Source organism: Pseudomonas sp. UBA6562 (genome assembly GCF_002434265.1).
GTDB lineage: Bacteria > Pseudomonadota > Gammaproteobacteria > Pseudomonadales > Pseudomonadaceae > Aquipseudomonas.
Map to the genome: position 1 here is coordinate 940,452 of NZ_DJJS01000006.1, position 14,870 is coordinate 955,321.

The window sequence follows — 14,870 nt, forward strand, 5'->3', positions numbered from 1 at the left end:
GTATGCCTCAGGTGCGCTGGCAACCGGCCGGCGAACCTTGGCCGATCATTTGCTGTCGCTCGTCGTACAGCTTGATCCACGGATGGAAGCCGGTACTGCCGGCTTGCAGGCGGTAACGCTCGCCGGCGTTGAAGTCGGCGAACGACAGGTTGAGCTGGCAGTCACGCTGCAACGGCGCTTCACCGGCACCGATGTTGCTCGGCGAGACGGCGAATTGGTAGCGCACGGTCAGCTCGTGTTTGCCCGGCGGCACTTCGAAGTAACGGGCGTCCTGCCAGTCGCGGTCGTCCACCTGCACGGCGTCGAGCGAGGTGTCTGCGTGCGGTGCGAGGTCGATCCAGGCTTGCTGCGGATCGGGATCGGGCAGCGTGGAGCAGGCGGAAATCAGCAACAGGCCGCTGGCGGTGATGAGCATACGCATGGCAAAGCTTCCCCAAGGCAAGATAGTCTTCGATGCATTGGCCATTGAGCGGGATCGACACCCTTGAAACTTCGTTGCGTTGCGTTCGAGCGCCCTGGCCGCGGGCTTCTGGACTACGTTTTCAGGGGCTTTGTTCCCGGCGTGGTGCTGCTTCTGCTGAGCGGTTGCAGCTCGCTCGGGTATTACGGCCAGCTGGCCCAAGGCCAGTGGCAACTGCTGCGCGCCCGTCAGCCGGTGGCCCGGGTGATCGACGATCCGAAGACCCGCCCTGCCCTGCGCCAGCACCTGCAACGCGCCGAAGCGGCGCGCGCGTTCGCCAGCGCGCACCTGCAACTGCCCGACAACCGCAGCTACCGGGTGTATGCCGATCTGGGCCGGCCCTTCGTGGTGTGGAACGTGTTCGCCACGCCCGAGCTGTCGTTGCAGCCGACCACCCACTGCTTCCCCATCGCCGGCTGCGTGGCTTATCGCGGCTACTACCGCCAGGGCGCGGCGCGCGGTGCGGCAGCGTTGTTGCGCCAGCAGGGTCAGGACGTCTACGTGGGTGGGGTCGAGGCCTACTCGACCCTAGGCTGGTTCGACGACCCGATCCTCTCTTCGATGCTCGGCTGGGGCGACGAGCGCCTGGCCACGCTGATCTTCCACGAGCTGTCGCACCAGCAGGTGTACGTACAGGACGACACCGCCTTCAACGAGTCCTACGCCACCTTCGTCGAGCAGGAAGGCACCCGCCAGTGGCGCGCCGCCCAAGGGCTGGCGGCGCCCAGCGACAGCGCCCGGCAGCAGCGCGAACAGTTCGTCGCCCTGGTGCTGCGCAGCCGCGAGCGCTTGCAAGCGATCTATGCCGGGCCGAGCGACGACTCGGCCAAGCGCGCGGCCAAGGCGGCGGAGTTCGCCCGCTTGCGTGCCGAGTACCGGCAGCTGCGCGATGGGCCATGGCACGGCGACGGTCGTTACGACGCCTGGGTCTACGGCCCGCTGAACAACGCCAAGCTGCTCCCCTTCGGCCTGTACGACCAATGGGTGCCGGCCTTCGCCGCGCTGTACCGCCAGGTGGGCGGCGACTGGGGCCGTTTCCACCGACAGGTCGCTGCCCTGGGCCGGCTACCGGCCGCGGCGCGCAACGAGCGGCTGCAACGGCTGGCGCCGCCGCGCGCGGGCATTAGCGACTGACGAACGCCTGGTGCATCTCGGCCAGGGTGGCGAAATGGAAGGCCGGGGCCTGGGCCTGGAGTTCCTCCGGGCTGCCGAAGCCATAGCCCACGGCGACGGCCTGCAAGCCGTTGCTGTGGGCGCCGATCAGGTCGTGCTTGCGGTCGCCGATCATCAGGGTATGCGCCGGGTCCAGGCCTTCCTCGTCGAGCAGGTGGCGGATCAGCTCGACCTTGTTGGTGCGCGTGCCGTCGAATTCGCTGCCGTAGATGACCTTGAAATGCCGGTCGAACGCGAAATGCCGGGCGATCTCGCGGGCGAATTCCCAGGGCTTGGAGGTGGCGATGTACAACGTGCGGCCTTGCTCGCCCAGTGCCGCCAGCAGTTGCGGCACCCCGGCATAGACCTGGTTTTCGTACAGACCGGTGACGCGGAAGCGCTCGCGGTAGAAATTCACCGCCTCCCAGGCCTTGGCCTCGTCGAAGCCGTAGTTGTGCATGAAGGCCTGCAACAGCGGCGGGCCGATGAAGTGCTCCAGGCGCGCCAGGTCGGGCTCGTCGATCCCCAGCTTGGCCAGCGCGTACTGGATCGAGCGGGTGATGCCCAGGCGCGGGTCGGTGAGCGTGCCGTCAAGGTCGAACAGGATGTTTTGCTGATGCATGGGGGCGTGTCCAATCGGTGAATGCGTCGACGCGTGGGGCGTCACTCGGGCCGGTCGAAACCTTCGGCCAGGTGCTGGTCCTTGAGCCTGACGTAGTTGCCGGCGCTGTAGGTGAAGAAGGCCCGCTCCTTGTCGTTCAGCGGGCGTACGGCCTTGGCCGGGCTGCCCACGTAGAGAAAGCCGCTTTCCAGGCGTTTGCCCGGAGGCACCAGGCTGCCGGCGCCGATGACCACCTCGTCTTCGACCACGGCCCCGTCCATCACCGTGCTGCCCATACCCACCAGGATGCGGCTGCCCAGGGTGCAACCGTGCAGCATGACCTTGTGGCCGATGGTCACGTCGTCGCCGATCAGCAGCGGGAAGCCTTCGGGGTTGAAGGGACCGGCGTGGGTGATGTGCAGCACGCTGGCGTCCTGCACGCTGGTGCGCGCGCCGATGCGGATGCGGTGCATGTCGCCGCGGATCACGGTCAGCGGCCACACCGAGCTGTCGGCGCCGATCTCGACGTCACCGATGACGACCGCCGAACGGTCGACGAAGGCGCGGGCGCCCAGAACCGGGGTGTGCTGGGAAAACGAGCGAATGGCCATGGAAATAGTGCCTCTCTTGCGGACTCATAGGCAGGCTGCTTGCTGCGGTCTGCGTCGATTGTAATTAAGATGGGGCAGTGTTTCTTCTGCCAAGGTGCCAAACCGTGAGTGCGACCAACCCGCTTTTGCAGTCCTATGACCTGCCGCCCTTCTCGTCGATCCGCGCAGAGCACGTGCTGCCAGCGGTCGAGCAGATCCTGGCCGACAACCGCGCGGCCATCGCGCGCATCCTCGAAAGCCAAGGCCAACATCCCACCTGGGAAGGCCTGGTGCTGGCGATGGACGAACTGAACGACCGCCTGGGCGCCGCCTGGAGCCCGGTCAGCCACCTCAACGCCGTGTGCAACAGCGCAGAGCTGCGCGAAGCCTACGAGGCCTGCCTGCCCGCGTTGAGCGCCTATTCCACCGAGCTGGGGCAGAACCGCGCGCTGTTCGACGCCTACCAGGCCCTGGCCAACAGCCCCGAAGCCGCCGGCTTCGACGTGGCGCAGAAGACCATCCTCGAACAGGCCCTGCGCGACTTCCGCCTCTCGGGCATCGACCTGCCCGCCGACCAGCAGCAGCGCTACGCCCAGGTGCAGAGCAAGCTCAGCGAACTGGGCAGCCGCTTCTCCAACCAACTGCTCGACGCCACCCAGGCCTGGAGCAAGCACGTCACCGACGAAACGGCGCTGGCCGGCCTGCCGGACTCGGCCAAGGCGCAGATGGCCGCCGCCGCCCAGGCCAAAGGCCTCGACGGCTGGCTGATCACCCTCGAATTCCCCAGCTACTACGCGGTGATGACCTACGCCAGCGACCGCGCCTTGCGCGAAGAGCTGTACGCCGCCTACAGCACCCGCGCTTCCGACCAGGGCCCGAACGCCGGCCAGTTCGACAACGGCCCGGTGATGCACGAGCTGCTCGACCTGCGCCAGGAGCTGGCCCAGCTGCTGGGCTACGGCAACTACGCCGAACTGAGCCTGGCCACCAAGATGGCCGATAGCAGCGACCAGGTGCTGAGCTTCCTGCGCGACCTGGCCAAGCGCAGCAAACCCTTCGCCGCCCAGGACCTGGCCCAGCTCAAGGCCTACGCCGCCGAGCAGGGTTGCCCGGAGCTGGCCAGCTGGGACGTGGGCTACTACGGCGAAAAGCTGCGCGAGCAGCGTTACAGCGTGTCGCAGGAAGCGCTGCGTGCCTACTTCCCCATCGACACGGTGCTCTCGGGTCTGTTCGCCATCGTCCAGCGCCTGTACGGCATCGAGATCGCCGAACTCAAGGGCTTCGACACCTGGCACCCGGACGTGCGCCTGTTCGAGATCAGCGAGAACGGCCAGCACGTCGGACGTTTCTTCTTCGACCTCTACGCCCGCGCCAACAAGCGTGGCGGCGCCTGGATGGACGGCGCCCGCGACCGCCGCCGTACCGCCGCTGGCGAGTTGCAAAATCCGGTGGCCAACTTGGTGTGCAACTTCACCCCGGCCGAACCCGGCAAGCCCGCGCTGCTGACCCACGACGAAGTCACCACGCTGTTCCATGAGTTCGGCCACGGCCTGCACCACCTGCTGACCCGCATCGAGCACGCCGGCGTTTCGGGCATCAACGGTGTGGCCTGGGACGCGGTCGAGCTGCCCAGCCAGTTCATGGAAAACTGGTGCTGGGAGCCCGAAGGCCTGGCCCTGATGTCGGCGCATTACCAGACCGGCGCCCCGCTGCCCCAAGACCTGCTCGACAAGATGCTCGCGGCGAAGAATTTCCAGTCGGGCATGATGATGGTGCGCCAGCTGGAGTTCTCGCTGTTCGACTTCGAGCTGCACGCCACCCACGGCGACGGCCGCAGCGTGCTGGACGTGCTCGAAGGCGTGCGCGACGAAGTCACGGTGATGCGGCCGCCGGCCTACAACCGCTTCCCCAACAGCTTCGCGCACATCTTCGCCGGCGGTTATGCGGCCGGTTACTACAGCTACAAGTGGGCCGAAGTGCTGTCGGCCGACGCCTTCTCGCGTTTCGAGGAAGACGGCGTGCTCAACGCCGACACCGGCCGCGCGTTCCGCGAAGCGATCCTGGCCCGTGGCGGGTCGTTGGCGCCGATGGTGCTGTTCGTCGACTTCCGCGGACGCGAGCCGTCGATCGATGCCTTACTGCGCCATTGCGGGCTGAGCGAGGCCGCGGCGGCATGAGCGAGGGCGTTGCCATGAAAACCAAGAAACGCTTCATCGCCGGGGCGGTCTGCCCGGCGTGCAGCGAGCCGGACAAGCTGATGATGTGGAACGAAGACGGCACGCCACACCGCGAATGTGTGGCCTGCGGTTTCAGCGACACGCTCAACGAGCAAGGTCTGTCGGTGCCCAAGGAGCTGGGCACGCGGGTCAACCACCTGGCGCCCAAGGCGGCGCCGGTGCAGGTGCAGGCCGTGCAGTTCTTCCCCAATCCGAAGCTGAAGAAGCCGCCGCAGTGAGTCGTGCAGGGCCGCTCCTCCAGGGCGGCCCTTCTTTCACGCCGCCCTTTGCCTGGGGTGCCAGATAGTCACCGCCGCCCCATGCACACCCTTATGCAGGCTCTCGCGCTCCCAATCCGTATGAGCGAGCTTGCCCATGACGCACGACAATCCCCTCCTGCAACCCAGCGAAGTGCCGGTCGACTACCCGGCCGTGACCCTGGATAACGCCCGCGAAGCCTTCGAGTACGCGCTCGACGCCCACCGCGACGGCATCGCCCGTCTGATCGAGACGCAGCGCGAACTGCCCACCTGGGACGACTTGGTATTGGCCATCGATGCCCTCGACGCGCAGCTGTTGGCAGTGCTGATCGGCCTGTCGCCCTTGACCTATCGTGGCCAGGACTGGGTCGCGCTGTTCCAGCAAAGCTACCCGCGTCTGCTCGGCCGATTCGACGAAAAGCTCGCCAGTGGCGAGTTGCAGGCGTTGTACCAGCGGTTGGCCGACAGCCCTTCCGGACAGGGCCTGGACGCCCACGAGCGGGCCGTCCTGGATTGGTATCGACAGGCCTTCGCACTGCAAGGCGCGGCCCTCGACGAACCAACCCGGCAGCAGATCGTGGACTTGCAGCAACAGGTGCTGCAACGGGCCATGCAGTTCGCCGCCAATCTGCAATTGAGCGGCACTCCCGTCACCGAGGCCGAGCGCCTGCAAGGGCTGCCGGCCAGGGTGCTGGACGAGTTGGCGGACAAGGCGCGCCAGGCCGGCACCGAGGGCTGGCTGATCGGCACCGACAAGGCCACTACCCAAGTGGTGCTGGAACAAGCCGCCGACCGCGACCTGCGCGAGGCGGTATACCGCCGGCATCACCAGCGCGGCGTCGGTGCCGAGGGACAGACCGACAATGGCCAACTGCTGTTGCAGATGGCCGACTTGCGCGACCGGCGCGCCAAGCTGCTGGGCTTCGCCGATCACACGGCGCTGAGCCTGCAAAGCAAGAGCGCAGGCTCGCTCGATGCGGTGCTGGCGTTCCTGCACGACCTGGCCGATCGCATGCGGCCGGTCATGCTGCAACGCCGCGCCGAGCTGCAAAGCCTGGCGGACGAGTTCGGCCTCGGCACCTTGCAGCCCTGGGACCGGTACTACGTGCAGACGCTGGCGCATCGGCGCACCGCACCGTTGGGCATGGACGTGCTGCGCGAGCACTTCCCCTTGTCGAAGGTGGTCGAGGCGCTGTGCGCACTGGCCGAGCGGCTGTTCGGGTTGCAGTTGGTGCGTCCGGACGTGGCGATTCCAGTGTGGCAGGACAGCGTGCAAGCGTTCGAGGTCTGGCTCGACCATGCCCACGTAGGGTATGTGTACCTCGATGCGGTGCAGTACCCCGGCAAGCAGCCAGACCTCGTGGAAACCCGCTACGTGCACAACCGCCGGGTCGATGCCGAAGGGGTGTTCCACCCTGCGGTGGCCATGGTGTTCAGCGATGTGCCGGCGGCGGTCGACGGTGGCGAGCCATTGCTCGACCACCTGGCGCTGCGCAAGCTGTTCCACGAATTCGGCCATGCGTTGCAGCACCTGCTGGTGCGCACCACCAACCACGTCAACTCCAACGTTACCGGCCTGGGCGCCGATGGCGTCGAGGTGATCAGTAAATTGATCGAGCGCTGGGCCTGGAACCCGGCCTACCTGGTGTCGATTTCGAGCCACCACCAGCATGGCGGACAGTTGCAGGAAGCGCAGGTTGCGGCGCTGCTGGAAAGCCTGCGCCGCGCCGAATTCGACAAGGCCGTCGAAGACCTGAGCCTGGCACTGTTCGACCTCGACCTGCACGCCACCCCGCACGATGGCCGCAGCCTAGAGGAGCGCTTGCGGCAGGCGCGCGACCGCTGCGGCTACTGGCCACTCGACGAGCACGAGCACCCTGCGCACGGCTTCGACCATCTGCTGGGCTACTACGATGCCGGCTACTACGCCTATGTCTGGTCCGACGTGCACGCGTTCGATCTGTTCTCGCGCTTCCAGGCCAACGGCCTGCTCGACCGAGCCACGGGGCAGGCCTTGCAGGCCACACTGCTCGACGCAGGCGCGGCCCAACCGCTGCGCGAAGGCATGCGGGCGTTTCTGGGGCGCGAAGCCAACGCCGAGGCTTTCATGGCGTGGCACGGCTTGACGCCGGCTGAGTGAAAGCCGTCGCCTGAGCCAAAGGCGAGCTGATCGGCGGGGCTGGAGGGTCTGGGCGATACCCGGTACTGTATGCGCATACAGTTATAGGTCGACATGATTCCTCCTGCTCCGCAAAAGGGCCGTGGCACGGCCCATAACCCGCACAATCGCTTCGCACCCAGCCAGTCCCACGCCGTGGACGACGGTTGGCATCAGGAAGTGCCGCTCACCCAGGGCACCGAAGTGCGCATCGAGCAGGCCAAGACCATCATCGCCCGCAACGCCTCCCCCGACTTGCCGTTCGATCGGTCGATCAACCCCTACCGGGGTTGCGAGCACGGCTGTATCTACTGCTATGCCCGCCCCAGCCACGCCTATTGGGACCTCTCGCCGGGGCTGGACTTCGAAACCAAGCTGATCGCCAAAAGCAATGCCGCCGAAGTCCTGGAACGGCAACTGAGCAACCCCGGCTACGTGTGCGCGCCGATCAACCTGGGCGCCAACACCGACCCTTACCAGCCCATCGAGCGTGAGCACAGGCTCAGCCGGCGCCTGCTGGAAGTGCTGCTGCGCTTCCGCCATCCGGTGACCATCGTCACCAAGGGTTCGCTGGTGCTGCGCGACCTCGACCTGCTGGTGGAACTGGCGCGCCTGCGCCTGGTGCGGGTGATGATCAGCCTCACCACCCTGGACGACGGCCTCAAGCGCGTGCTCGAACCGCGTGCCGCCGCGCCCCAGGCACGTTTGCGCGCCATTCGTGTATTGCACGAAGCAGGCGTGCCGGTAGGCGTGATCTGCTCGCCGATGATCCCGATGATCAACGACAGCGAACTCGAGCACCTGCTGCAAGCGGCCCGCGACGCTGGCGCGCAGAGCGCGGCCTACATGCTGCTGCGCCTGCCGTTGGAAGTGGCGCCGCTGTTCGAGCAATGGCTGCACGACCATTACCCGCAGCGCGCCAACCACGTGCTGAGCCTGATTCGCCAGAGCCGCGGCGGTGAGCTGTACGACGGTCGCTTCGGCGCTCGCATGCGTGGCGAGGGGGTGTTCGCCGAATTGCTGGAGCAGCGCTTTCGCAAGGCGTCGCGGCGGTTGGGGTTCGCGGGGCGCGAGGCGTTGGCGCTGGACTGTTCGGCGTTTGCGGTGCCGGGGGCGCAGATGGCGCTGTTCTGAGCACAGGTCGGTCGGGCTGGCCACGCCCTGAAAAGGCCGTGGCCGTCTGCACCTTGCGATTGAAGAGGTTTCAACCGTGGTCGAGCAGGCACCTCGGGCTCGACTCCGAGCGCCAAGGCCACCTGCAATTCACTGTCAGCTCATTGCCAATTGGCCGCAAGCACCGGCTGCAGGGTTTGTGCGTGTGCTGCGTCGAAGTTGGGCAGCGCCGAGGGCGTGGGAGCAAAGGCGGCCATGGCCTGCAGCAGTTGATCGGAAGTCAGCGCCAGATCCTCCTGGCGCCACCGAGCGGTGTCTGCACCGCCCGCAGTGTTCGTCCAAGCCTCGGCCCTTCGTCGATCGAGCTGCAGCGGATCCAGCAGGGTGCTAGCGGTATTGCTGTCATCCAATCTCAGAGCCTCGAAGATTGGACCCACTTTGCCGATGTCCCTGGGGGCGAGCGCTTTTGGACCTACCGGGCCGAGCGCACGCCGCTCGGCAAGGTGCTCGTCGATCGACTGATCGAAGGGGCGTGCGCGTGTCGACTCGATTCGCTCGTTCACAGCGGCCAGACGCGCTGCAACGTCCGATTCCGCCTCGACATCGATCCAAAGGTTGCGGGTTGTATCTGCAAGCTCGGACGTCATGGGGCGGGCGCGGGCGAGGCCTGCGCCAAGAAGCGTTTGCCCTGGTGCCGGTCCATCGGCAGGAAGAGGGTCATGTATGTCTGTAGTTTCGGATGTCTCAGGCTGTACGGGTGTGGCGACAGCATGTTGCAGCGGCGCCGCTTCGGGTTGCCCGCTTTCCAACGGCAGGTGCGCGGTAGCGAAGATGAAGTCGTTGGCATCGAGTTGCGAGACCTCGAGGGTATCGAGATAGAGCAGCTTCACCGGTTGTTCGGCACTTCTGAGTACCTGCGTGCTGACATCGACCCCGTGAATCTGCGCCAGACCGTTGAAGTTGCCACGTTCCTGCTTGACGATGCTCAGCTCTTCGAAACGCGTCACGCCGACCTGGCTCAAATCGATCTTGTCGACACCATGGCGGAAACCGCGCAGGGCGTTGCCGTAGTCTTTGGCATTGGGTTGGTGGCTGACCACGAAGCGATCCGCAGGCGCTCCATCCGGGCTATAGATCGTGCCGGCCAGAGAGAACACGAACTGGCCATCCGCTCCTGTGTCGAGGCTGACCCCTTTCGCGCCGCCATTGAGCACGACGGTACCGGTCTGCGGCGTTGGCTCGTTGCCGGTCTCGAGGCTGTCGATGTAACGGGCAGGAGGGGCAAAGCGGTCTTGGAAGTTGAAGTGCGCCGCGTTGAGGCTTTCTAGGGTCTGGCCACTGAGCAGAAGGTGCTGCCCGCCGCCGAGGTCGACTCGAACGTCCGCGTCTTGCTGCGTCATGACCAGGTCAGCGAACGATTTACCGGTGAAGCCGACCAGGTCGATCACCTCCGGCTTGTTCGTTTCGAAGTGATGAATCGTGTCTTGGCCGCCTTCGCGCCGCTGCACCACGAACAGGTCCTGCCCATTGCCACCAGTCAGGTTATTGATACCGCGCCCGCCGTGAAGGAGCGCGTCCCCAGGGCCGGCCACCAGGGTATCGTTGCCATCGCCGGCGATCACGTTGTGCACGGTGGCTGGGTTGGTCAAGGCGAGCGCTGCGCCGGCTACATTGGCCACGCCGGTTTCCAGCGACACGTCCACATTACCGCTGACTGCCGCAAAATTCAGCGTATTGCGCCCGCCTGGCGTGCCATTGACCGAATCGTCCAGTGCACCGCGCTCGGCTTGGCTTTGCAGGGCGACGGGGAACTCATCGGTGTAGAAATAGGTGTCGTGCGCATCGTCAGCGCTGCCGTACAAACGCAGCGCCCAGTTGTTGAGGGTGACAGGCTCACCGCCGGCAGCGTCGGTCAGCTCCAGCGCCCAAGTGCCGGCAGAGCGCTCGCCCAGATGGTGGGTGCTCATGAAGCTGTAGACGAAGGCGCCGGAGCGGGTGCTGCCGTTATCGGTATCGCTGGCACCGGCCGTGCCTTGTGGCACCTTGCCGTGGCGGTCGAGCAATACGCTGCGCTGGCCGCTCGGCGAAACCAGCACCAGGCCGAGATCGCCCAGCCGACCCAGTGTCGCGTCCAGCTCGACCTCGACGTGCTCGACATTCAGCCCAGCCGCCACCTGCAGTTCGTTGCGCAGGCTGCCGCCGGCGCCGAGTGCTTGCGCCAGCTCCCCGCTGCTGGCCGTCAACACGGCCTCATCGGCGCCTACCTGTTTCGCGATCCAGGTTTCGGCCAGCCGAACCGCCGCACGGGCGTCCACTTTGCCGAAACCGTAATCGTGGCTGGCGTGCAGCCCGCCGCCGTTCCAGTGACGCGCGCCATTGTGCGTCCACTGCGTGGCAGGGTCGTCGAGGCGTGTGGCCGATAGCGCCAGGATCTGCTGGACGTCGCGGTAGCCTAGGTTGGGGTTGGCTTGCAGCACCAACGCGGCAATGCCGGAAACGATCGGCGCGGCGAAGCTGGTGCCCTGCATGCTGCTGTAGTCGTTACCGAACGTGGAGCCGCGTTCGGTCTGCAATTGCCGGCTGGTGGACAGCACGTTGCTGCCGGGCGCCGATACCAGCAAGCTGGCGCCGGGGTTGGAGAAGGGTGCCGACCCCAGCTGCAAGGTCGACAGGTCGGCCTTGGCATTGATGGCTCCGACCTGGATCGAGAAACGGTTGTTGTTGGTCAACGAGCCCTGTGCGCTCCCGCCTTTCGCCCGCTCGTTGCCACCGGCGGTGACGATCACCGTGCCTAGACCGCCGCGGCCGTTGTGAACGGCAGTGCGTACGGTGGACAACAACGCACTGGCCGTGTTGACGTTGCCGCGCGATACGTTGCCCAGGGCGAAGTCGGTCTTGAACCCCCAACTGTGGTTGGCCACATCGAAGTTCACCATGTTGCCCAGCCCGGTCAGGTCGTCGCCCCGGTTGGCCAGGTAGAAGCCGCCGAGAGTCGCGCCATGGGCGACGCCTACGCCGCCCTGTTCGTTGCGCTCTGCGACCATCACCCCGGCGACCATGGTGGCGTGGTTGGAAGCCAGGGCGGGAAGCACGCCCTTGTCGCGTTGCGAGGCGAGCCAGGCCTGGTCGACATTGGCGGCAAGGTCAGGGTGCTGGATGTCGAAGATTTCCGGTGCCGTGGCGAACTCGCCGCCCGGTTCGAACATGCCGATGCGCACGCCCTTGCCGGTGTAGTCCTGCCAGACCGGCAGGATGTTGCTGTCGCTCAAGTACCACTGCTGCGCTGCCAGAGGGTCGCTGGGCAACTGCGCATCCAGTAGCGCGACGCTGGCGCGCATCGGCGCGGTTTCGCCATTGCTCAACGCCACCACCGAGGCCGCCGGATTTCCCTGGGCATCGACGATGCCGTACTTGAAGCTCATGGCGCCGGTGTAACCGGGCTGTGGTGTGAACAACACGTCGCCCTGCTCGTTCAGGCTCACCGTCCCGCCTGTGGCTTCGCCGACGCTTTCCAGGCGCAGGCCGCCCTGGCTGCCCAGCAGCAAATCGTTGGCCAGCAGGCTTGCCGCGCTGATCAGGTGCGCCCGTGTGCGCTCGAAGGGAGCACCTTCGTGGTCGACCTTCAGTACGTCCGGCACCGGCATGGCGTTGGGGGTTTGCAAGTCGACGGCGGAAATGTTCGAGAAATTGAGCTTCTGCACGTTCTTCAAGGTGACGGTGCCGTCCCGACCGGCCACTTTGTCGGCCACTACATAACCTTCGGCGCTGCGCGTGATCTCGTATTCGCCGTGGGTGCCGTGCAACGTGACCAGGTTGATCCCACCGTCGCCGTCGATGCTGGCATTGCCGTGGCCCACTTCGATCACGTCGTCGCTGGCGCCGCCGTAGATCTGGTCGGCCCCGCCTCCGGCATGGATCACGCTGCCGCTTTGCGCGCCGTAGATGGTGTCGCCGTTGGGGCCAGCGTAGATGATCGCTTTTCCGCTGCCACCGATGATGGTGTTGTGTCCGGTGCCGCCCACCAGCACATCCGTGCCGGCGCCACCGATCAGCGTCGAATGGCCCGTGCCGCCTTTGAGGAACACACCGAGATGGCCGCCGCTGATGAGCCTGTCGTTGCCATCGCCGCCTTGGGCGATGGTCAATCCGGCTTTTGCCAGGTTCAACGTGACGCCCTGCTTGCCGACCACGATGGCAGTGTCGCGACCGCCATTGCCGTGGAGATTGGCCGGGTCGTCCGATGCGCTGATGACGAAGACGTCATCTCCAGCCCCGCCGTTGTACGTGTTGCTGCCCGCTCCGCCTGCCAACCAGCTACCGGCGGGCGCGGCATTCAGGGTGTCGTCGCCTTGGCCGCCGAGCAGGTTGTCCACACCCAGCGCGGCCGCATCCAATGAAACCCCGGTAGCGCTCAGGCTGGAAAAGGCCTTGGTGGTGCGGCTGTTGGCCCCCGCGGTGGTCGAGGTGATGCGCAGGGCTCCTTCTTCATGGGCAACCGTGTTGCTGATCGACTCACCGAGGAAGTCTACGGCCAGTATTTCCTGCTGGTTACCGTTGAGGGTGAAGGTGCCGCTGGCGAGCACGCGGTTGCCATCGAGCGTTCGCTGCTCGGTCGACGCCGGCCGCACGCTGATTTGAGTGATGCCCAGTTCGTCGAGCGTCTTGAATTCGCCGGCATCGACCTTGGCGTCGTGGCTGGCGTCGACCCACACGCGCAGCTGTTGCCAGATCGGATCGCTGGCGTCGATGACGCCATCCTGGTTGCCGTCTTCGCTGGCCAAGGCGTCGAAGCCGTGCTTGAAGCGTTTCTCACCCGCTGCGCCCTCGGCGCCTGCCTGGCCCTTGTAGTACTCGGAGAACATCTGGCTGACATTGCCGATCTGCCCGCTACCGTCGTCGATCACCAGCATCCCCGTCGTGCGGTCCGCCCAGCCGCTGCGTTTGAGCGTGCCACTGTGGTCGGTGTCGAACAGCACGGCGTCGGTGAGGTCGGTCATGTGCACGCCGCCGCCGGTGAGATCGAGCAGTAAAGGGTCGACGTAGGTATTGAATGCCGCCATGGACGACAGGCCGTTGAGGACCATGGCATTGCGCAGGCCGAAGTTGGGCTGTTGCGCTTCTGGAGTGGTGTAGAACGAGGACAAGTGCGCGTTGGGCCGCACGTTTTCATCAAGCTGGACCTCCCCCGGACGCACCCCGCCGGTGGCGAGCCCGGCCATTTGGGTGGAGGCGAAGTCGGTCGCGTTCAGCAGCCCGCCTGGGGCGGAAATACGGTGGGTAGAGGAGCGGGACACGTGGCCGCTGGCGACGTCGTCCTGGGCTTGGGTTTCGTTTTCGATGCGTTGCTGCGGTTGGGGGGAAGGGGTGATGTCGAGCTCTACCGGGCTGGAAGACTCTGGTGGTTTGCGTACATCGGATTGATTGAGCCAGATGCATTTCTGGCCATCTTTATCTTCGTAGTAGTCGCCCCGGCGAACCAGGTCGTCACGGATGATGTTGGCGCCGTGGGTGTAGAATAGTTCTTTAATGTTATCGTCGTTGAAGACTGGAAGTATGTCACCCTGCTCATTTTTGGGGTTTAGCCCAATAGCGGTAAGCGCGGCATAAGTGTAATCTATACAGCTATTAGTAAGGGCGTTATACCGGTTGGTATTAAATCCATAGTTTTCTGGATGTTTTGAGAAATCGATAAGTGTATTGTATTGGGATGCACTTATACTGATAGTTATTTCTTTCGCGGTTTCTCGATAAGCTTGGTCGTCGTAGATAGATACATCTCCTGCGCCATACGGAGTTCCAGATTTAGATTGGAATCCGGAGCTTACAGACGAGCTTACTCCATCATTAAAAGAGTACCACATATGACCAGCTGTCGATTCGGTTACGTCCCCTTTATTGTGCTTTTCGCTGTCTATTTGATGTTCGTATTTTGCTCCAATTGTTGCTATTTTTATCGTTAGAGAGTGGCTTTCTTTGCTCATTTTATTCTCAATTAACTGGTTTCAAAGATTGAAGTGCTGAGTTGTCGATATACTTGAGGTGCGTGATTTTGGTTTTTGGTATGTTGTGCGTGTTAGAGCGGTCATGGCACCTAATTATGTTTTCATAGTGATCCTATAGAGAGCTTCGGGAGTGGGTGAAATTGAAAGCAAGATTGCTGGTCTCAGCCTTTGCCTTATTCAATACAACTAAGATGTTGTAAAATAATCTTCACGATCGGGCGTTTGCCGTAAATAAATCATAACTGCCAAGAGTTTTAGAGAGCCGATTATCTATGAGGCGCACCTTTATTATGAGAGAATGCTATGCCTACTCGAATG

The 14,870-nt window shown here is 64.5% G+C and carries 9 protein-coding genes; 5 read left to right on the forward strand and 4 right to left on the reverse strand.

What is annotated here, in order from left to right:
• Window positions 1–7 precede the first annotated feature (7 nt).
• Entirely contained in the window at window positions 8–421 is a 414-nt protein-coding gene (locus B4M43_RS11720) for a hypothetical protein (protein WP_296267167.1), read from the reverse strand.
• Window positions 422–484: 63 nt separating this feature from the next.
• On the opposite strand from B4M43_RS11720, the gene B4M43_RS11725 reads away from it, so the two are divergent.
• Window positions 485–1,594, forward strand: coding sequence for an aminopeptidase (locus B4M43_RS11725; RefSeq protein ID WP_296267169.1), 1,110 nt, complete (start codon window positions 485–487; stop codon window positions 1,592–1,594).
• Here B4M43_RS11725 and B4M43_RS11730 read toward each other — a convergent pair.
• Window positions 1,584–2,234, reverse strand: a complete 651-nt coding sequence (locus B4M43_RS11730; RefSeq protein WP_296267171.1) for an HAD family hydrolase — start codon at window positions 2,232–2,234, stop codon at window positions 1,584–1,586. The two genes, B4M43_RS11725 and B4M43_RS11730, sit on opposite strands and share 11 nt — an antisense overlap.
• Window positions 2,235–2,275: 41 nt before the next feature.
• Window positions 2,276–2,824, reverse strand: coding sequence for a gamma carbonic anhydrase family protein (locus B4M43_RS11735; RefSeq protein ID WP_296267173.1), 549 nt, complete (start codon window positions 2,822–2,824; stop codon window positions 2,276–2,278).
• 104 nt (window positions 2,825–2,928) lie between these two features.
• Here B4M43_RS11735 and prlC point away from each other — a divergent pair, with 104 nt between their 5' ends.
• The 4 genes from prlC to B4M43_RS11755 all read left to right on the forward strand — a co-directional run bounded on the left by prlC (window position 2,929) and on the right by B4M43_RS11755 (window position 8,571).
• On the forward strand, window positions 2,929–4,980 hold the full coding sequence (gene prlC / locus B4M43_RS11740; protein WP_296267174.1) for an oligopeptidase A: 2,052 nt from the start codon (window positions 2,929–2,931) through the stop codon (window positions 4,978–4,980).
• Window positions 4,977–5,258, forward strand: coding sequence for a YheV family putative zinc ribbon protein (locus tag B4M43_RS11745; RefSeq protein ID WP_296267176.1), 282 nt, complete (start codon window positions 4,977–4,979; stop codon window positions 5,256–5,258). Before prlC ends, B4M43_RS11745 begins: the two co-directional genes overlap by 4 nt.
• Window positions 5,259–5,394: 136 nt before the next feature.
• On the forward strand, window positions 5,395–7,419 hold the full coding sequence (locus tag B4M43_RS11750; protein ID WP_296267178.1) for a M3 family metallopeptidase: 2,025 nt from the start codon (window positions 5,395–5,397) through the stop codon (window positions 7,417–7,419).
• A 93-nt stretch (window positions 7,420–7,512) separates the two neighbouring features.
• Window positions 7,513–8,571: a PA0069 family radical SAM protein gene (locus B4M43_RS11755; protein ID WP_296267179.1), complete on the forward strand. Its 1,059-nt coding sequence runs from the start codon at window positions 7,513–7,515 to the stop codon at window positions 8,569–8,571.
• A gap of 140 nt (window positions 8,572–8,711) precedes the next feature.
• Here the strand turns inward: B4M43_RS11755 and B4M43_RS11760 are convergent, their stop codons facing one another.
• Window positions 8,712–14,531, reverse strand: coding sequence for a S8 family serine peptidase (locus B4M43_RS11760; protein ID WP_296267180.1), 5,820 nt, complete (start codon window positions 14,529–14,531; stop codon window positions 8,712–8,714).
• Window positions 14,532–14,870 lie beyond the last annotated feature (339 nt).

Coding starts and splice junctions, on each gene's coding strand:
- B4M43_RS11720 (WP_296267167.1), bottom strand. CDS start 421: ATGCGTATGCTCATCACCGCCAGCGGCCTGTTGCTGATTTCCGCCTGC.
- B4M43_RS11730 (WP_296267171.1), bottom strand. CDS start 2,234: ATGCATCAGCAAAACATCCTGTTCGACCTTGACGGCACGCTCACCGAC.
- B4M43_RS11735 (WP_296267173.1), bottom strand. CDS start 2,824: ATGGCCATTCGCTCGTTTTCCCAGCACACCCCGGTTCTGGGCGCCCGC.
- B4M43_RS11745 (WP_296267176.1), top strand. CDS start 4,977: ATGAGCGAGGGCGTTGCCATGAAAACCAAGAAACGCTTCATCGCCGGG.
- B4M43_RS11750 (WP_296267178.1), top strand. CDS start 5,395: ATGACGCACGACAATCCCCTCCTGCAACCCAGCGAAGTGCCGGTCGAC.
- B4M43_RS11755 (WP_296267179.1), top strand. CDS start 7,513: ATGATTCCTCCTGCTCCGCAAAAGGGCCGTGGCACGGCCCATAACCCG.
- B4M43_RS11760 (WP_296267180.1), bottom strand. CDS start 14,531: ATGAGCAAAGAAAGCCACTCTCTAACGATAAAAATAGCAACAATTGGA.